Here is a 16,690-nt window from a genome sequence, read left to right as displayed (position 1 = left end):
AAGCGGGTGAGGAAGATCGCCGGCCGCGCCGACGTTTCCGCGGTGGGCGTGCGTGAGCCCTGGGCAAAGCCGCGTACGATCCGCAGGTGGCCGCAATGAGAGCGCTGGTGACTCTGTGACGATTCACGCTCGAAACCGCCAGACACAGGGAGCCGAAGACGTCCCCTGAACGCCTTGTTTCTGCCACGATTCCGAGTGGGTGGGGCTCGGAGCCCAGCTCTCTCCGCCCAAGAACCTCCGCCGGGGGGACCCCCAACCGGCACGCCTATGACCAGTGGGAGAGTCACGGTGTACTTCGCCGCACTGCTCGCGCGCACCGAAGACGGGTGGGAAGCGAGCGACACAGAGCTCGACGATGTGGAGACCCTGTCGGATCTGGCCGACCTGGCCCGTGAATCCTCTCCCGAGGAGGACACGGTGCTCGTCCTGATCGAGCAGGAGGACGCCTGGTTCGGCGTCGTCCGCGTCGACGGGGAGGAAGACCCCCGGATCTACGTCTCCGACGCGGCCGCCGCCGCCCGCAGCGCCTACGGCGAGCTGCTGCTCACCGATGAGCTGCTGGGCCGGGAACCCGGTACGACCGACGGGCCCGACCTGGACGAACTCGATCTCGACGGCACCGAGGACGGCGAGTCCGAGGCCGCCGACGAGGACGTGGACGAGCCGGTCGGCACGGGTGAGGCGGTGCCGCACAGCCCGGTCGGCGACAGCGGGATCCTCGACGACCTGGGCATCAGCGAGAAGGAACTGCGCTCCCTGGACGCCGACGACGCGCTCGGTTCCATCGCCGAGGCCCTGGGCGCCTCGGAGGTGCTGGAGACCGTCCGCTGACCGCGGGACGACCGGTGACCGGCATCCGCGAGGCACCGGACCCGGTGCGCGACCCCTGGCGGGACGCGATGCGGCTCGCCCTGGCCGAGGCCGGGGCCGCCGTCCGGGGCGGGGACGTCCCGGTCGGCGCCGTCGTGCTGTCCCCGGACGGTACGACGGTGCTCGCCACCGGGCACAACGAGCGCGAGGCCACCGGCGACCCCACGGCCCACGCGGAGGTCCTCGCGATCCGGCGGGCCGCCGCGCGCCTCGGCGAGTGGCGGCTGACCGGCTGCACGCTCGTGGTCACCCTGGAGCCCTGCACCATGTGCGCGGGCGCCTTGGTGCAGTCCCGCGTGGACCGGGTGGTCTACGGCGCCCGCGACGACAAGGCGGGTGCCGCCGGCTCGCTGTGGGACGTGCTGCGCGACCGGCGGCTCAACCACCGCCCGGAGGTCGTCGAGGGCGTCCTCGCGAACGAGTGCGCCGCGCTCCTCACGGAGTTTTTCCGGGATCGCTGAATACCGATTTCGAACCACGCCCTACCGTGCTGTAAGGTCTCCCTCGGTAGCGTGTCCGAGCGGCCGAAGGAGCTCGCCTCGAAAGCGAGTGTGGCGCAAGTCACCGAGGGTTCAAATCCCTCCGCTACCGCTTCCGAAAGGGCCTCGTCTTATGGCGGGGCCCTTTCCGCGTGCGCCCAAATCGCCTTGCGCGGCGGGCCGTTGGTCCCCGATAAAGGGCTGAACGTTACACTCGCCGCCGACAAGCAGGGGCCCGTCGGGTCATGGACACAGGGGAGGGCCGCGGTGGCGGTGAACGCCAAGAAGATCGTTCTGTACGCGCTCGTGGTCTTCGTGCTGTACGTGATCATCACGGACCCGGCCAAGGCGGCCAGCTATGTCCAGATAGGCTTCGAGGGCATATCGGACGCGGCCAGGGCCATCGGGGACTTCATGACCTGGGCCGCCAACGGAGGAAAGAGCTGAGGTACTCCGCATGATCCGCCACCTGGTCCTGTTCAAGCTCAACGAGGGCGTCGAGCGCGACGATCCGCGGGTCGAGGCGGGCGTGGCGGCCTTCCGGACGCTGCCCGGCCAGATCGAGGAGCTGCGCTCCTGGGAGTGCGCCTGGAACATCACCGACCGGCCGATCGCCTACGACTTCGCGATCAACTCCTCGGTCGAGGACACCGCCGCCCTCCAGCGCTACCTGGACCATCCGGCCCATCAGGCGGGCGTCGCCCTGTGGCGCGAGTTCGCCACGTGGGTGATCGCGGACTACGAGTTCTAGGACCGGTTCCCCCCGAGCTTCCCCGAAGCCTCCCGCCGCGCAGGCGGGGGGCTTTCGCGCGTTTCACGCCCCAACTTGTCAATGATTGAACACAACACGGCGTTACCCGGTGCTTGCACACAGTGCACATGTCTTGTGATGCTATGACCGCTTTTGACGGATGATTGACCGAAGAGGTGGCGTTGACCGTGCCGGCCAGTACTGCGCCGCCCCAGGAGGAGGCCCCCGTCCCCGCCTCTGTGCCCCCAGGGAAACGCCGCGGCGCGGACACCCGGGCCCTGACCCAGGTCCTCTTCGCCGAACTGAAGGAGCTGGCCCCCGGCACTCCGGAGCACAACCGCGTACGCGGGGCGCTGATCGAGGCGAACCTCCCGCTCGTGCGCTACGCCGCCGCCCGCTTCCGCTCCCGCAACGAGCCCATGGAGGACGTGATCCAGGTCGGCACCATCGGCCTGATCAACGCCATCGACCGCTTCGACCCGGACCGGGGCGTGCAGTTCCCGACCTTCGCCATGCCGACCGTCGTCGGCGAGATCAAGCGGTACTTCCGGGACAACGTCCGCACCGTGCACGTGCCGCGCCGGCTGCACGAGCTGTGGGTGCAGGTCAACAGCGCCACCGAGGACCTGACCACGCTGCACGGCCGCTCCCCCTCCACCGCCGAGATCGCCGAGCGGCTGCGGATCAGCGAGGAGGAGGTGCTCAGCTGCATCGAGGCGGGCCGCTCGTACCACGCCACCTCCCTGGAGGCCGCGCAGGAGGGCGACGGGATGCCCGGACTGCTGGACCGCATCGGCTACGAGGACCCGGCCCTGGACGGCGTGGAACACCGCGACCTGATCCGCCACCTCCTGGTCCAACTCCCCGAGCGCGAACAGCGGATCCTGCTGCTGCGCTACTACAGCAACCTCACCCAGTCGCAGATCAGCGCCGAACTCGGCGTCTCCCAGATGCACGTCTCCCGGCTGCTCGCCCGCAGCTTCCAGCGGCTGCGCTCGGCGAACCGCATCGACGCGTAACCGGCGGCCACGGGCGCCCCACGAGAGGCCCGCCGTATCACAGGGCGCCAGGTGCATACCGGACGAGTCGGTGGTCGCACGGTGGGCGCACCGAAGCACACACCCGAACAGCTCTGCATCGCAAACCCGATCGAGCGCTCACCGCCGCGAGCGATTCGCTCACCAGGGCTGTTGCCGGTGACGACGACCGGAAAGACCGTCAGACCCCCTTTATCCAGCGGTGATTCGCATCTCGCGTGTCGACATGTCACTACAGCGCGTTGCCGACATGTGACATTCTGCGGGAGATGCGTTTGCCGGGGCTCCGGCACCGGTATTCAGGTGAAGGCTGCGTTGCTCGTCCGACGGCGCGGCCGCGACCGTCCCGCGACCCGAAGGGGGTGGCATGTCCGCAGAACAGGGCAGCTCGAAAGTGCTGACGCCCGCGAAAAGCGAGGCGGCGCCCAAGGAGCTCGACGCACTCGACGGCATCGACGGCATCGAGAGCGTCACGTCCCTCGACGCCGTGCCTGCCCCGGCCATCCCCGCCATGGGCGAGGCCATCGACACCCGCACCCTGTCCCGCTCCCTGTTCCTGCGCCTGGCCGCGCTGGACGAGAACAGCCCGGAGCGCGCCTACGTCCGGGACACCCTGATCGAGCTGAACCTGCCGCTGGTCCGCTACGCGGCGGCGCGCTTCCGCTCGCGCAACGAGCCGATGGAGGACATCGTCCAGGTCGGCACCATCGGCCTGATCAAGGCGATCGACCGCTTCGACTGCGAACGGGGCGTGGAGTTCCCGACGTTCGCGATGCCGACGGTGGTCGGCGAGATCAAGCGCTTCTTCCGCGACACCTCCTGGTCGGTGCGCGTCCCGCGCCGCCTCCAGGAGCTGCGCCTGGCCCTCACCAAGGCCAGCGACGAGCTGTCGCAGAAGCTGGACCGCTCCCCGACCGTCACCGAACTGGCCGCCGTCCTCGGCGTCTCCGAGGAGGACGTGGTCGACGGCCTCGCGGTGGGCAACGCGTACACCGCCTCCTCGCTGGACTCCCCGGCACCGGAGGACGACGGCGGCGAGGGCTCCCTGGCCGACCGGCTGGGCTACGAGGACACGGCCCTGGAGGGCGTGGAGTACCGCGAGTCCCTCAAGCCGCTGCTGGCCAAACTCCCGCCGCGGGAGCGGCGGATCATCATGCTGCGCTTCTTCGCCAACATGACCCAGTCGCAGATCGGCGAGGAGGTCGGCATCTCCCAGATGCACGTCTCCCGGCTGCTCACCCGGACCCTGTCCCAGCTGCGCGAGGGACTGATCTCGGACTGAGGGCCCCCGCTGACGGAGCGTCGGCCAACACGGCCGGACGACAACACCGTCACGGGACGCTTCGTACGACGCCATGGCCACCCGGCCGCCGACGCGCCCGCACGGGAGCCTCGGCGGCCGTCGTGTGTCCTGGCCCGGTCACGGGGGCGTACGCCGGCTCCAGGGCACCGCTTCCGCGCACACCGAGGTCAGCCCCCGTACAAAGCACACCCCATCCGCCCTCCCCGGCGGGGACGGGCGGCGCGGGTGTGCACAAGGGGGCGGGTGACGGTCGTACGACCCCCGCCCCGCCTGTCCCACCCCGGAGAAGGCGGTTCCCCTCCGGGCGCGCGGGTTACTTCAGTGCGAGCCAGGCGACGCCGGCCACGACCACGAGGGCCACGATGACGCCGATGATCACGCCGACGCGCGGACCGGAGGAGGCGGCGGCCGCCTGCTGCTGACGCCCCTGCGGAGCCTCGTCGACGAACGCGCGGAACATCTGAGTGCTGCCGGCAGGGTCGTAATTGCCCTGGGGGCCCTGGGTGTTAGCCATGGCCCGAGACCTTAGCGAAGACGGGCCGGGGCGCCCAAGTGGGGGGCCACCGGGACAGACGGGGACACCCTTCGCGGACCCACCTGCATATTCACATCCGCAACGCTATGCCTTTGCCAAGGTTTTACACAGGTTCCGGGCCGCTTATTTGCCTGTAGCAACCAATGGACCTTATGGTTGCCCCAAGCAACGAATACGGGAGGTGTGATGGCCGAGCATGCGCAGTTTGACGAGCTTGCGCGTCAGCTCAGCGCCGTCGGCGCCGTTAAACGGGATCTCGTACGGGTACTGCCCCCCGAGTGCCCCGGAGGCTCGGCCGCCGTGCTGACGCTGCTCGGCCGGCACGGCGGCATGCGCATGAGCAAGCTCGCGGAGCTGCTGGCCGTCGATCTGTCGGTGACCAGCCGGCATGTCGCGCACGTCGCCGCACGGGGCTGGATCGAGCGGCTCCCGGACCCGGCGGACAAGCGCTCGCGCATCCTGCACCTGACCGCCGCGGGCCAGGAGCAGCTGGACGAGCTGTCCCGGCGGACCTCGCGGCTGCTCGCGGAGCGGCTCGGTGACTGGACCGACGACGAGGTCGCCCAGCTCACCCGGCTGATGACCCGCCTGCGCTCGTCGTTCGGCGACTGCCGGCCCCCCTCGGCCCGGCCGTCCGCTCCCGTAGTCGAAGAGACCACCCGTACACCCGCAAGCACGTAAGAAAAGGAAGCCCATGGCAACGACCACACCAGCCGGTGTGCGGGCTCACGCCAAGCACGGGGGAGGCTCCTCGGCGGGCGACGCCCCGATGACCCACCGGCAGATCATGGAGGCGCTCTCCGGTCTGCTGCTCGGCCTGTTCGCCGCCATCCTGTCGTCCACGATCGTCACCAACGCACTGCCGACGATCATCAAGGACCTCGGCGGCGGCCAGTCCGCGTACACCTGGGTCGTCACCGCGGCCCTGCTGGCGATGACCGCCTCCGTGCCCCTGTGGGGCAAGCTGTCCGACCTGATGAGCAAGAAGGCGCTCGTCCAGATATCCCTGGTCATCTACGTGGCCGGCTCGGTCATCGCCGGTCTGGCGCCGAACCCGGCGATGCTGATCACCGCCCGTGCGATCCAGGGCCTCGGCGCCGGCGGTCTGTCCGCCCTGGTGCAGGTCATCCTGGCCGCGATGATCGCCCCGCGCGAGCGCGGCCGGTACTCCGGCTACACCGGCGCCACCTTCGCCGTGGCCACCGTCGGCGGCCCGCTGCTCGGCGGTGTCATCACCGACACCAGCTGGCTCGGCTGGCGCTACTGCCTGTTCGTCGGCATCCCCTTCGCGGTGATCGCGCTGTTCGTGCTCCAGAAGACCCTGCACCTGCCGGTCACCAAGCGCCAGGTGAAGGTCGACTGGCTCGGCGCCTTCTTCATCACCGCGGCCGCCTCGCTGCTGCTGATCTGGGTGACCTTCGCCAACGACAAGTACGACTGGTTGTCCTGGCAGACGTACGTGATGGTGGGCGGCACGATCCTGCTCGCGCTGGCCTTCGTCTTCACCGAGACCAAGGCGTCCGAGCCGATCATCCCGCTGCGCCTGTTCCGCAACCGCACGATCTCGCTGGCCTCGGTGGCCTCGCTGTTCGTCGGTGTCGGCATGTACTCGGGCACCGTCTTCTTCTCGCAGTACTTCCAGCTGGCGCGGGACAAGTCCCCGACCATGTCCGGTGTGATGACCATCCCGATGATCGGTGGTCTGTTCGTCGCCTCCATGGTCTCCGGGCGGATCATCTCCAGCACCGGACGCTGGAAGAACTGGCTGGTCGCCGGTGGTCTGTTCCTCACGGCGGGCCTGTCCCTGCTGAGCCTGATGCGCTACGACACCCCCTACTGGCAGCTCTCCATCTACATGGCGCTGCTGGGTATCGGCGTCGGCATGATGATGCAGAACCTGGTGCTCTCCACGCAGAACCAGGTCGCCCCGAAGGACCTGGGCGCCGCCTCCTCCACGGTGAGCTTCTTCCGCTCCCTCGGCGGTGCGGTCGGCGTCGGCGTGCTCGGCTCGGTCATGTCGGACCGGATCAGCCACTACGCCAAGAACAGCATCGGCGAGCTGGGCCTCAAGGAGCGGATGGCCGCGGCCAAGGCCGTGGGCGGCGGCGACCTGCCCGACATGAACAGCCTGCCGCTGCCGATCCGTCATTGGCTGGAAAGCGCCTACGGGCACGGCATCGCCGACGTCTTCCTCTACGCGGCGCCCTGCGCCCTGGTCGCCTTCGTCGTGGTGATGTTCATCAAGGAGGTCCCGCTGCGGACGACCGGCGCGCTGACCCAGGCCGCGCAGGAGAAGGCGGGGACCGTCGAGAACACGCTGGAGAGCACTGTGGAGAACACCATGCGGAACGTGCCGGGTGAGCCCGTCCAGGAGAAGGTGCCCAGCCTGACCGCGCCCGCCCCGGTGGTGGGCGCCTCCGAGGCGCTGGCCACCGCGACCGCCTCCGCCGCGCCGATGACGGCCGTGGCGACCATCGCCGAGCCCGGCTCGGGCGGCGACGGCACCCCGGTGCACGGCTTCGTCCGCGGCGCCGAGAGCGCCCCGGTGCCGGGGGCCGCGGTCACCCTGATCTCGCTGGCCGGCCGCCAGCTCGGCCGCTCCGTCGCCCGGACCGACGGCTCCTACGCGCTGACCGCCCCCGGCACCGGCAGCTACGTCCTGATCGCCTCCTCCGACGGCTACCAGCCGCAGGCCTCCACCATCGTGGTGGGCGAGGAGCCCCTGTCGTACGACATCCTGCTCAGCGGCACCAGCGGGCTGACCGGTGTGGTGCGGGCGAGCGGGAGCGCGCTGCCGGTCAAGGACGCCATGGTGATCGTCACCGATGTGCGCGGTGACCTGCTGGCCACCGCCACCACCGGGGAGCAGGGCGAGTTCGCCTTCACCGACCTGGTGCCCGGGCCGGTGACCGTCGCCGTCAACGCGGGCGGTTTCCGGCCTCGCGCCCTGCCCGTCGAGGTGGCCGTCACCGGTATCACCCGGATCGACGTCGACCTGGACGCCGGCGCCCGCCTCCAGGGCGTCGTCAGGGCCCCGCACGGCCCGCTGGCCGACGCGCGGGTGACCCTGGTCGACCAGGCCGGCAACGTGGTCGGCAGCGCCACCACCGGTGCGGACGGCGCGTACGCCTTCACCGACCTGGACAGCGGCGAGTACACCGTCATCGCGACCGGCTACCCGCCGGTGGCGACCGCGCTGACCGTCACCGGCACCGGTGCCGACGGTCACGACATCCAACTCGCCCACCCCGGCGAGTAGTTCGGCCCGGCCCGTGGCAGGGCACGCTCCGAGCGGAGGTGCCCGGCGCCACGGGCCGGTTCTCTTACGACCGATTTGCAAGTCCTTGCAGGGAGAAAACGGGATGGGACTGACCGCGAAGATCCGTACGCGGGACGGGTGGGCCGTGTCGCACGCGGTCGTCACGGTGACCGACATGACCGGTACGCAGGTGCTGCGGGCCGAGGCGGACGCCGAGGGGGCCGTACGGGATGCCACCGAGCTGGCACCGGGCGCGTACACGGTGATCGTGACCGCCGTCGGGTACGCCCCGGCCGCGTCCAGCGCGATCGTCACCGCGAGCGGCCGGGCCGAGATCGGCACGGTGACCCTGGCCCGGCAGGGCGGCACCGAGCTGCCGCCGCCCGGCCCCTGGACCATCGACCCGGCGCACTCCTCCGTCGCCGCGGTCGCCCAGCACCTGGGGATCTCCAGCGTGCACGGCCGGTTCACGGAGTTCGGCGGCACCATCGAGATCGCCCCGGACGACGTCGCCAAGTCGCGGGTGGAGGCGGTGATCAAGGCCGGGTCCATCGACACCGGCAACGGCATGCGCGACACGCACCTGCGCTCGGGTGACTTCCTCGACATCGAGAACCACCCGGAGATCACCTACCGCTCCACCGGGCTGACCCAGGCGGGCTCCGACCGCTGGACCGTGCACGGCGAACTGGCCCTGCACGGCGTGGTCCGCCCGGTCGACCTGGACCTCGCCTACCTCGGCACCGGCGCCGACCCGTGGGGCGGCACCCGCGCCGCCTTCCGGGCCACGGCGGAACTGCACCGGGAGGACTTCGCGATGAACTACAACCAGGTCCTCCAGGCCGGCATCGCGGCCATCGGCACCACGCTGCGGGTCCAGCTGGACATCCAGGCGGTGCAGGGCGAGAGCCTGCCGTCCGCCTGATCCGCACGCGAAGGGCCCGCCGACCGGCATCCGGTCGGCGGGCCCTTCGCGGTTCAGTTGTCCGTCGCGCCCACGATGCGGCGGGCCAGGTCGCGCAGCTTGACGTTCTCCCGCTGGGAGGCGCGCACCAGGCTCTCGAAGGCGGCCTGGGCGTCGATGTCCAGGCGTTCCATCAGGATGCCGGTGGCCTGTCCGATCAGGTCGCGGGTGTGCATGGCCGCGGTCAACTGCTCGCGCACGGTCACGGAGTTCAGGGCGAGGCTCACGTGTGCCGTGAACAGCCGGCCGAGCCGGGCCGCCGTCTCGTCGAAGGCGCCGGGCTCGCGCGAGTAGGCCGTCAGCACGGTCAGCCGACGCCGGTCGGCGCGCAGCCGCATGGACAGCACCGAGCGCAGCTCCTGCGGTTCGCCGTCCGCGCCGCCGCTGTCCGCCCGCACCACCGGTGCCTCCCACAGCCGCTCCCAGTGCGGCAGGTCGGAGGTGCCGGCGGCGCGCACGATGTCGTCGCTCCAGGCGACCGTGCGCAGGCTCTCCCCGCGCTCGATCTCGCAGACCCCGGCGTGCTCGGCGCCAGGCAGCAGATGCACTGCGAGCCGGACCGCGGTTTCGAGCGTGGCACCGGGAGAGGCGCTCTCGTGCAGCTCACGGGCCGCCGCGGTCAGGGCCTCGGCCAGGTCGAGACCGCCCGGAGCATGGATCGACCCAAAAACGTCGTACGAGGAGAAGTCGTACGCGGAAGAGTCGGGCACAGGAAAGTCGGATGCGGCCACCACGAACCTCTCGGATGACATGACCGTGCGGCCATGCGCAGGAGAGCTCCGCAGCACATTCCCGACTGCGAGCACAGGACAGAAGAACTCTAGCTGCTCCATTGCGGTGAAGTGACCTTGGACCGGCGTCTGGACGAAGCCCCGGCCCCCGACGCGCGGTGCCTGTCCCCAGCAGGGTCAGGCAGGGGCGGGGTGCCGCGCCCTAGGCTGCCGGTATGGCACCGAACATCGCGACGAACACCCGCGTCAGCCTGGACGAGCTGCTGGACTTCGTACGACCCCGCCACCGCGCGCTGCTGATCACCCGCCGCGCCGACGGCTCCCCGCAGGCCTCGCCGCTGACCTGCGGGGTGGACGACTCGGGCCGCATCGTGGTCTCGACGTACCCGGAGCGGGCCAAGACGCGCAACGCCAGGCGGGATCCGCGGGTGGGCCTGCTCGTGCTCAGCGACGACTGGAACGGCCCCTGGGTACAGGTCGACGGCACCGCCGAGGTCGTCGACAGCCCCGACTCGGTGGAGCCGCTGGTCGAGTACTACCGCAACATCGCCGGTGAGCACCCGGACTGGGACGAGTACCGGGCGGCCATGCGCAAGCAGGGCAAATCGATCATCCGGGTGACGCCCGAGCGGTGGGGCCCGGTGGCGACGGGAGGCTTCCCGGCACGGCTGGTCGGCGGGGAGTGAGCGCCGGCCGCGTCCTCCCCTCCGGGCGGGCGCGGTTCGCCGCAGGCCCCGTCCGGAGCGGGTTCGAGCAGGTCGTCCCTGGTGCCGCCGTACCGGTACAGGGACGTCGTTCCGCTTCGCCGTCCCCGCTCAGTTCCCCGTGCGCCGGGTGAGGTCGTAGAAGGTGGCCGAGCCCACGGTCACCTTCGTGTAGGTGCTCTGGACCCAGGAGCTGATCTGCGAGCCGGTGCCGCTGGTGCCGCCGCGCCCGGTGTCCTCTCCACCCGGGCCGGTGCCGCCGCCCATGCCGCCGCCGGCGATGAAGTAGTGGATCTTGCCCTCGGCCACGTACTTCTCGAACTGCGCGAGTGTCGGTGACGGGTCGGTGCCGTTGAAGCCACCGATCGCCATGACCGGGTCGCCGGTGGCGAGTTGGTAGCTGGCCGCGTTCTGCGAGCCGATGGACGCGGCGACCCAGGTGTACCGGGAGGCGTCCTTCTCCAGCAGCGCCTTGGCGGCCGAGCCGACGTCCGCGCCGTTCAGCAGACCGCCGAAGCCGCCGGCGCCGGCACCGCGTTCGCCGTTCGGGGCACCACCCCGCGTACCGCCGCCGACGCCGGGGAATCCGTTGCCGGTCCGGCCGCCCGGCATGCCCTGGCCGCCGCCCGGCATCCCCTGCTGCCCCTGCTGTCCCGGCATGTGTCCGCCGCCGAAGCCGCCCGGAGCGCCGCCGGGCCGGGCGCCGGGACCCCGCCCGCCGCCGAACCCCATCATGCTCGCGCCCGCCGGGCCCGCCGTCGGGATGGAGCCCTCGTGCCCGGAGTCCACCGTGCTCAGGGTGTAGGCGGTCGGGCCGGCCAGCGCGGCGATGAGCGCCAGGGCCGCCGTGCCCAGGGCGAGGGGCCGGGTGAGGCGCCCGGCGAAGATCAGGCCGAGGGCCGCCACCAGACCACCGATCAGAACCAGCCATTTCAGCCAGGGCAGATAGGCCGGGGTGCGGTCGAGCAGCACATAGCCCCAGGCACCGGCCGCCACCACGGACGCGGCGAGCGCGAGCGCCGCCCACACCGCGCGGCGCCGCTCCCACAGCAGCCCGGCGCCCATGCCGACGACGGCGGCCAGACAGGGGGCGAGGGCCACGGTGTAGTACTGGTGGAAGATGCCCGCCATGTAGCTGAACACCGCCGTGGTGGTCAGCAGGGAGCCGCCCCAGACCAGGAGCGCGCCGCGGGTGACCGATGTACGCCGGTACCGCCGGGTCGCCACCAGGGACGCGACCAGCAGGATCAGCGCGGCGGGCAGCAGCCAGGAGATCTGGCCGCCCACCTCGGAGCCGAACATCCGGTCCCAGCCGGTCGCTCCCCACATCCCGCCGCCGGTACCGCCACCGGGGCCGGAGCCCCCGCCGACGCTGCCGGTCTCCTCGCCGTTCAGCCGCCCGAACCCGTTGTAGCCGAAGGTCAGTTCCAGGAAGCTGTTGTGCTGCGAGCCGCCGATGTACGGGCGGGACGAGGCCGGCCACAGCTCGACGATCGCGACCCACCAGCCCCCGGACACCACCAGCGCGAGGGTGGCGGCGGCCAGCTGGCCGAGGCGCTTCCTCAGCGGCACCGGCGCGCAGACCGCGTACACCACGGCGAGCGGCGGCAGGATCAGGAACGCCTGGAGGGTCTTGGCGAGGAACGCGAGACCGATCGCGACCCCGGCCCACACCAGCCACCTGGTCCGGCCGTCCTCCAGCGCGCGGACGAGGAAGTAGCAGGCCGCCGACATCAGCAGGGCCAGCATGGCGTCCGGGTTGTCGAACCGGAACATCAGCGCCGCGACCGGGGTGAGCGCGAGCACCGCGCCCGCGATCAGCCCGGCCGCCGGACCGCTCCGGCGGCGCACCGCGGCGTACACGACGGCCACCGTCGCCACGCCCATCAGCACCTCGGGCACGAGGATCGCCCAGGAGTTCAGGCCGAAGATCCGCACCGACAGCTCCATCGGCCACAGCGAGGCCGGGGGCTTGTCGACGGTGATGGCGTTGCCCGCGTCCAGCGACCCGAAGAACAGCGCCTTCCAGGACGTACTGCCCGCCTGGACGGCAGCCGCGTAGAAGGAGTTGGCGTAGCCGGAGGCGCTCAGGTCGTACAGGTAGAGCAGCAGGGTGGCGGCGAGCAATCCGAGGAGGGCGGGGCGCGCCCAGCCGGGGTCCTCGGGGCGGCCGCGCCAGAGGCGGTGCGGGAGGGAGCGCCGGGGCGCGTCCCCGTCTGCGGCGGCCGGGGGCGGAGCCGCCGCGGCCGTGCCGCCCCGCCCCTCGGACGCGTCGAGCGGGCGGTCGCAGGAGGTGCTCATCGGGACCCCTCGGGGGTGTGGGTGGCGAGCGGCTGCCGCTGGTCCGGGAAGACCCAGGCGCGGAACAGCAGGAACCGCAGTACGGTCGCGGCGAGGTTGGCGGTGACGAGGACCGCCAGTTCGGTGGAGTGCGCGGGGTGGCCGCCGGCCGCGTCGAGGGCGGCCAGGGAACCGCTGGTCAGGGCGAGTCCGATGGCGAAGACCAGCAGGCCCTGCGCCTGATGGCGGACCGCGCCGCCCCGGCCGCGCACCCCGAAGGTGAGCCTGCGGTTGGCGGCCGTGTTGGCGACGGCCGAGACCAGCAGCGCGAGACCGTTGGCGGGCTGCGGCCCGCACAGCTGCCGGAAGCCGCTGTAGAGCAGCAGGTAGAAGAGGGTCGACAGGACGCCGACCAGGCAGAATCCGGCCAGCTGGCGGACCAGCCCCTTCGGCACGCCGGTCAGCTCGCGGTCGCGCGGGTCGTCGCCGAAGGGCCGGGCGAGCAGGTCCAGCGGCAGCGAACCGGTGGCGAGCGCCCGGCCGATCCGCCACACGCCCTTGAGGTCCTCGGTCGCGGTGCGCACGATGTGCACGGTGGAGTCAGGGTCGTCCACCCAGTCGACCGGCACCTCGTGGATCCGCAGCCCGGCCCGCTCGGCGAGCACCAGCATCTCGGTGTCGAAGAACCATCCGGTGTCCTCCACCAGCGGCAGCAGCACCCGCGCCACATCGCCCCTGATGGCCTTGAAGCCGCACTGCGCGTCCGAGAAGCGGGCCTTGAGCGAGCCGCGCAGGATCAGGTTGTACGCCCGGCTGATCAGCTCGCGCTTGGGCCCGCGCACCACGCGGGAGGAGCGGGCGAGCCGGGAGCCGATCGCGAGGTCCGAGTGGCCGGAGATCAGGGGCGCGACCAGCGGCAGCAGGGCGTTGAGGTCGGTGGACAGATCGACGTCCATATAGGCGAGGACCGGCGCGCGGGACGCGGACCACACGGTGCGCAGCGCGCGCCCCCGGCCCTTCCGCTCCAGGCGTACGACGCCCACGCCGGACAGCTCGGCCGCCAGCCGCGCCGCGACCAGCGGGGTGGTGTCGGTGGAGGCGTTGTCCGCGATCGTGATGCGGAAGGCGTAGGGGAAGGTGCGCGTCAGATGCTCGTGCAGCCGGCGGACGCAGGGCTGGAGGTCCTGCTCCTCGTTGTAGACGGGGATCACCACGTCCAGGACGGCCGTACCGGCGGCCGAGGCCGGCAGGTGCTCCCGGGCCGGCAGGGCGCCGGGGGGCGAGTCGGGAGAAGAGTCGGTTCGCATGGAACCGACTCTCGTCAGACGTCCTGTCGCACCGGTGTGGTGGCGCTGTGGTACGGCTGTGAGTGCGAACCTTCCTCGTGTGCAAGGGGGTTGGAGTCGGCGGTCCGGGTGCCGAGCGCGGGCAGGCGCAGGGTGAACACGGTCCGGCCGGGCGCGCTCTCCACGCTCACCGCGCCGTCGTGCGCCGCCGCCACGGCCTGCACGATGGCCAGCCCGAGCCCGGTGGAGCCGGTGGCCCGCGACCGGGCCGAGTCCCCGCGGGCGAACCGCTCGAAGACGTGCGGCAGCAGAGCGGCCGGAATTCCCGGCCCGTCGTCCTCGACGTCCACGCACACCCACGGACCCTGCCGACGCACCCGCGCGGTGACGGTCGTACCGGGCGGGGTGTGGCGCTGGGCGTTGGCCAGCAGGTTGATCAGGACCTGCTGGAGCCGGGCGGAGTCCGCGCGGACCGGCGCGGGCTCGTCGGGCAGCGCGAGCCGCCAGGTGTGGTCCCGGCCGGCCGCCCGGGCGTCGCTGACGGTGTCCACGACGAGCGGGACCAGATCGGTCCGCCCGAACTCCAGCGGTCGGCCCGTGTCCAGGCGGGCGAGCAGCAGCAGGTCCTCCACCAGCAGGGTCATCCGCCCGGCCTCGGACTCGATCCGGCCGAGGGCGTGCCGGGTGTCGGGGCCGACCTGCTCGTGACCGCGCCGGGTCAGTTCGGCGTAGCCGCGGATGGAGGAGAGGGGGGTGCGCAGTTCATGGCTGGCGTCGGCGACGAACTGCCGTACCCGCGTCTCGCTCTGCTGCCGGGCCTGAAGCGCGCCGTGCACATGGTCGAGCATCCGGTTCAGCGCGGCGCCGACCTGTCCGACCTCGGTGTGCGGATCGCACTCGGCGTCCGGGACGCGCTCGCTGAGGTTCACCTCGCCGCTGTGCAGCGGCAGTTCGGAGACGCGGGTGGCGGTGGCGGCGACCCTGCGCAGCGGGCGGGTGGCCACACCCACGATGACGGTCCCGGCGAGGCAGGCGGCGAGCAGCCCGGCGGCGGTGACACAGACCTCCACCAGGATCAGGGTGTTGATGATGCCGTCGGTGTCGTCGGTCGGAATGGCCACGTAGAAGGAGCCGTTGGGCCCGGTGGCGTACTCGGCGCGGTAGCTGCCGAGGCCGGGCAGGTCGAGGGTGTGCGCGTGGCGGTCCCGGGGCACGGTGCCGAGGGTCGCGAGCTGGGCGGCGTCGAGATCGTGGGCGCTGGTGTACGGCGCCGACGTCGACTTGCGGCCCACCTTGCCCTCGGTAGCGGTGCCGCCTGCCGCCACGGCGACGACCGTGTACGGCGGCTGCGGGCCCAGGGCGACGAACTGGTCCAGCTTGATGCCGGTGGGCGCCCGTCCGCCGCCGGGTCCGCCGGGCCCCTTGCCCTGCCCCGGCGGGGCGAAGGCACCGGAGGCCCGCTTGCCGACCTCGTCCAGCCGGCCGTCCAGCTGGGTGTACAGATGGGAGCGCAGGGCCAGCGTGGTCACGGTGCCGATCACCGCGCAGACGACGGCGATCAGGACGACGGAGGCGACGACGAGGCGGGTGCGCAGGGTGCGGGGGGACCGGGGGGAGCAGAGGGTGCGGGGGGTGCGGGACGGCCGCCCCATGGACCGTCGTACCGGACTCGGCCGGGGGGCGGGCCGGGGCCGGCCAGGTCCGCTCATCACACGGCGGGCTTGATCAGGTAACCGGCGCCACGCCGGGTGTGGATCATGGGCTCGCGGCCGGCGTCGATCTTCCGGCGCAGGTACGAGATGTACAGCTCGACCACATTGGCCTGGCCGCCGAAGTCGTACGACCAGACGCGGTCCAGGATCTGCGCCTTGCTGAGCACGCGCCGCGGGTTGCGCATCAGGAAGCGCAGCAGCTCGAACTCGGTGGCGGTGAGGTGGATGTTGTCACCGCCCCGCGTCACCTCGTGGCTGTCCTCGTCCAGGGTGAGGTCGCCGACCACGAGCACGGACTCGGAGCGCCGGTCGGCCGCGCCGGACCTGCGGATCAGCCCGCGCAGCCGGGCGACGACCTCCTCCAGGCTGAACGGCTTGGTCACATAGTCGTCGCCGCCGGCGGTGAGCCCCGCGATCCGGTCCTCCACCGCGTCCTTGGCGGTCAGGAACAGCACGGGCACGTCCGGCAGTTCACGGCGCAGCCGGCCGAGGACGGCCAGCCCGTCCATGTCCGGCAGCATCATGTCGAGGACGACGGCGTCGGGCCGGAACTCGCGGGCCGTCTGAAGGGCTCCCTGACCGTCCGTCGCGCTTCTGATCTGCCAGCCCTCGTAGCGAAGGGCCATGCTCAGCAGTTCGGTGATCGACGTCTCGTCGTCGACCACCAGCACGCGGACGGGGCTCCCGTCCGGCCTCAGCAGTTCGGTGCGCCCCTGGGGCGAGGTCGTGGTCATGGCGGCCACACTGTCGAGGCCCTCTGAGAGGAGTGTTGCACCAGT

General features: G+C 71.7%; 16 protein-coding genes and 1 tRNA gene. 11 read left to right on the top strand and 6 right to left on the bottom strand.

Going from position 1 to position 16,690, the window contains the following annotated elements:
* The first annotated feature begins 288 nt into the window (after positions 1 to 288).
* The 7 genes from ACE4Q9_RS17465 (at position 289) to ACE4Q9_RS17435 (ending at position 4,419) form a co-directional block, all read left to right on the top strand.
* Complete coding sequence (locus tag ACE4Q9_RS17465) at positions 289 to 831, top strand: hypothetical protein (RefSeq protein ID WP_397987249.1); 543 nt, start codon at positions 289 to 291, stop codon at positions 829 to 831.
* 68 nt (positions 832 to 899) lie between these two features.
* On the top strand, positions 900 to 1,331 hold the full coding sequence (gene tadA, locus ACE4Q9_RS17460; RefSeq protein ID WP_397987248.1) for a tRNA adenosine(34) deaminase TadA: 432 nt from the start codon (positions 900 to 902) through the stop codon (positions 1,329 to 1,331).
* A 45-nt stretch (positions 1,332 to 1,376) separates the two neighbouring features.
* Positions 1,377 to 1,461: transfer RNA gene (locus tag ACE4Q9_RS17455), tRNA-Ser, on the top strand.
* Between the two features lie 155 nt (positions 1,462 to 1,616).
* Entirely contained in the window at positions 1,617 to 1,796 is a 180-nt protein-coding gene (locus ACE4Q9_RS17450; RefSeq protein ID WP_397985159.1) for a hypothetical protein, read from the top strand.
* Positions 1,797 to 1,806: 10 nt separating this feature from the next.
* Positions 1,807 to 2,100 (top strand): Dabb family protein, encoded by a 294-nt coding sequence (locus tag ACE4Q9_RS17445; protein WP_397985158.1) that lies wholly within the window; start codon positions 1,807 to 1,809, stop codon positions 2,098 to 2,100.
* A 164-nt stretch (positions 2,101 to 2,264) separates the two neighbouring features.
* Positions 2,265 to 3,119, top strand: coding sequence for an RNA polymerase sigma factor SigF (locus tag ACE4Q9_RS17440; RefSeq protein ID WP_397985157.1), 855 nt, complete (start codon positions 2,265 to 2,267; stop codon positions 3,117 to 3,119).
* Positions 3,120 to 3,504: 385 nt separating this feature from the next.
* Positions 3,505 to 4,419, top strand: a complete 915-nt coding sequence (locus ACE4Q9_RS17435) for an RNA polymerase sigma factor SigF (RefSeq protein ID WP_397985156.1) — start codon at positions 3,505 to 3,507, stop codon at positions 4,417 to 4,419.
* Between the two features lie 334 nt (positions 4,420 to 4,753).
* On the opposite strand, the gene ACE4Q9_RS17430 is transcribed toward ACE4Q9_RS17435, so the two are convergent.
* Positions 4,754 to 4,954, bottom strand: coding sequence for a hypothetical protein (locus ACE4Q9_RS17430; RefSeq protein WP_397985155.1), 201 nt, complete (start codon positions 4,952 to 4,954; stop codon positions 4,754 to 4,756).
* A gap of 207 nt (positions 4,955 to 5,161) precedes the next feature.
* Here ACE4Q9_RS17430 and ACE4Q9_RS17425 point away from each other — a divergent pair, with 207 nt between their 5' ends.
* The 3 genes from ACE4Q9_RS17425 to ACE4Q9_RS17415 all read left to right on the top strand — a co-directional run bounded on the left by ACE4Q9_RS17425 (position 5,162) and on the right by ACE4Q9_RS17415 (position 9,159).
* Positions 5,162 to 5,656 carry a MarR family winged helix-turn-helix transcriptional regulator gene (locus ACE4Q9_RS17425; protein WP_397985154.1) on the top strand — a complete coding sequence of 165 codons (495 nt, stop codon included), beginning with the start codon at positions 5,162 to 5,164 and terminating at the stop codon, positions 5,654 to 5,656.
* Between the two features lie 13 nt (positions 5,657 to 5,669).
* Positions 5,670 to 8,234, top strand: coding sequence for an MFS transporter (locus ACE4Q9_RS17420; protein WP_397985153.1), 2,565 nt, complete (start codon positions 5,670 to 5,672; stop codon positions 8,232 to 8,234).
* Between the two features lie 103 nt (positions 8,235 to 8,337).
* The gene (locus ACE4Q9_RS17415; protein ID WP_397985152.1) at positions 8,338 to 9,159 is read left to right on the top strand and encodes a YceI family protein; all 822 of its coding nucleotides are present in this window, start codon (positions 8,338 to 8,340) and stop codon (positions 9,157 to 9,159) included.
* 53 nt (positions 9,160 to 9,212) lie between these two features.
* On the opposite strand, the gene ACE4Q9_RS17410 is transcribed toward ACE4Q9_RS17415, so the two are convergent.
* Entirely contained in the window at positions 9,213 to 9,950 is a 738-nt protein-coding gene (locus tag ACE4Q9_RS17410; protein ID WP_397985151.1) for a GAF and ANTAR domain-containing protein, read from the bottom strand.
* 194 nt (positions 9,951 to 10,144) lie between these two features.
* On the opposite strand from ACE4Q9_RS17410, the gene ACE4Q9_RS17405 reads away from it, so the two are divergent.
* Positions 10,145 to 10,615 (top strand): PPOX class F420-dependent oxidoreductase, encoded by a 471-nt coding sequence (locus ACE4Q9_RS17405; RefSeq protein WP_397985150.1) that lies wholly within the window; start codon positions 10,145 to 10,147, stop codon positions 10,613 to 10,615.
* Positions 10,616 to 10,744: 129 nt separating this feature from the next.
* Here ACE4Q9_RS17405 and ACE4Q9_RS17400 read toward each other — a convergent pair whose 3' ends face one another.
* The 4 genes from ACE4Q9_RS17400 to ACE4Q9_RS17385 are packed head-to-tail and all read right to left on the bottom strand — an operon-like array spanning position 10,745 to position 16,645.
* Positions 10,745 to 12,934 carry an ArnT family glycosyltransferase gene (locus ACE4Q9_RS17400; RefSeq protein WP_397985149.1) on the bottom strand — a complete coding sequence of 730 codons (2,190 nt, stop codon included), beginning with the start codon at positions 12,932 to 12,934 and terminating at the stop codon, positions 10,745 to 10,747.
* On the bottom strand, positions 12,931 to 14,220 hold the full coding sequence (locus tag ACE4Q9_RS17395) for a glycosyltransferase (protein ID WP_397985148.1): 1,290 nt from the start codon (positions 14,218 to 14,220) through the stop codon (positions 12,931 to 12,933). The genes ACE4Q9_RS17400 and ACE4Q9_RS17395 overlap by 4 nt, the downstream gene beginning before the upstream one ends.
* A 14-nt stretch (positions 14,221 to 14,234) precedes the next feature.
* Entirely contained in the window at positions 14,235 to 15,851 is a 1,617-nt protein-coding gene (locus tag ACE4Q9_RS17390) for an ATP-binding protein (protein ID WP_397985147.1), read from the bottom strand.
* A 56-nt stretch (positions 15,852 to 15,907) separates the two neighbouring features.
* Positions 15,908 to 16,645 (bottom strand): response regulator transcription factor, encoded by a 738-nt coding sequence (locus tag ACE4Q9_RS17385; RefSeq protein WP_397985146.1) that lies wholly within the window; start codon positions 16,643 to 16,645, stop codon positions 15,908 to 15,910.
* Positions 16,646 to 16,690 lie beyond the last annotated feature (45 nt).

The organism is Streptomyces sp. AM6-12, from assembly GCF_044327085.1.
Lineage (GTDB): Bacteria > Actinomycetota > Actinomycetes > Streptomycetales > Streptomycetaceae > Streptomyces.
The sequence above is the reverse complement of the archived record's forward strand: the minus strand, read 5'-3'. Positions and strand labels throughout refer to the sequence as shown.

Bases quoted from the DNA above. Each gene is read 5' to 3' on its own strand.
- tadA (WP_397987248.1), top strand. From the start codon at position 900: ATGCGGCTCGCCCTGGCCGAGGCCGGGGCCGCCGTCCGGGGCGGGGAC.
- ACE4Q9_RS17445 (WP_397985158.1), top strand. From the start codon at position 1,807: ATGATCCGCCACCTGGTCCTGTTCAAGCTCAACGAGGGCGTCGAGCGC.
- ACE4Q9_RS17435 (WP_397985156.1), top strand. From the start codon at position 3,505: ATGTCCGCAGAACAGGGCAGCTCGAAAGTGCTGACGCCCGCGAAAAGC.
- ACE4Q9_RS17430 (WP_397985155.1), bottom strand. From the start codon at position 4,954: ATGGCTAACACCCAGGGCCCCCAGGGCAATTACGACCCTGCCGGCAGC.
- ACE4Q9_RS17425 (WP_397985154.1), top strand. From the start codon at position 5,162: ATGGCCGAGCATGCGCAGTTTGACGAGCTTGCGCGTCAGCTCAGCGCC.
- ACE4Q9_RS17420 (WP_397985153.1), top strand. From the start codon at position 5,670: ATGGCAACGACCACACCAGCCGGTGTGCGGGCTCACGCCAAGCACGGG.
- ACE4Q9_RS17415 (WP_397985152.1), top strand. From the start codon at position 8,338: ATGGGACTGACCGCGAAGATCCGTACGCGGGACGGGTGGGCCGTGTCG.
- ACE4Q9_RS17410 (WP_397985151.1), bottom strand. From the start codon at position 9,950: ATGTCATCCGAGAGGTTCGTGGTGGCCGCATCCGACTTTCCTGTGCCC.
- ACE4Q9_RS17405 (WP_397985150.1), top strand. From the start codon at position 10,145: ATGGCACCGAACATCGCGACGAACACCCGCGTCAGCCTGGACGAGCTG.
- ACE4Q9_RS17400 (WP_397985149.1), bottom strand. From the start codon at position 12,934: ATGAGCACCTCCTGCGACCGCCCGCTCGACGCGTCCGAGGGGCGGGGC.
- ACE4Q9_RS17395 (WP_397985148.1), bottom strand. From the start codon at position 14,220: ATGCGAACCGACTCTTCTCCCGACTCGCCCCCCGGCGCCCTGCCGGCC.
- ACE4Q9_RS17390 (WP_397985147.1), bottom strand. From the start codon at position 15,851: ATGGGGCGGCCGTCCCGCACCCCCCGCACCCTCTGCTCCCCCCGGTCC.
- ACE4Q9_RS17385 (WP_397985146.1), bottom strand. From the start codon at position 16,645: ATGACCACGACCTCGCCCCAGGGGCGCACCGAACTGCTGAGGCCGGAC.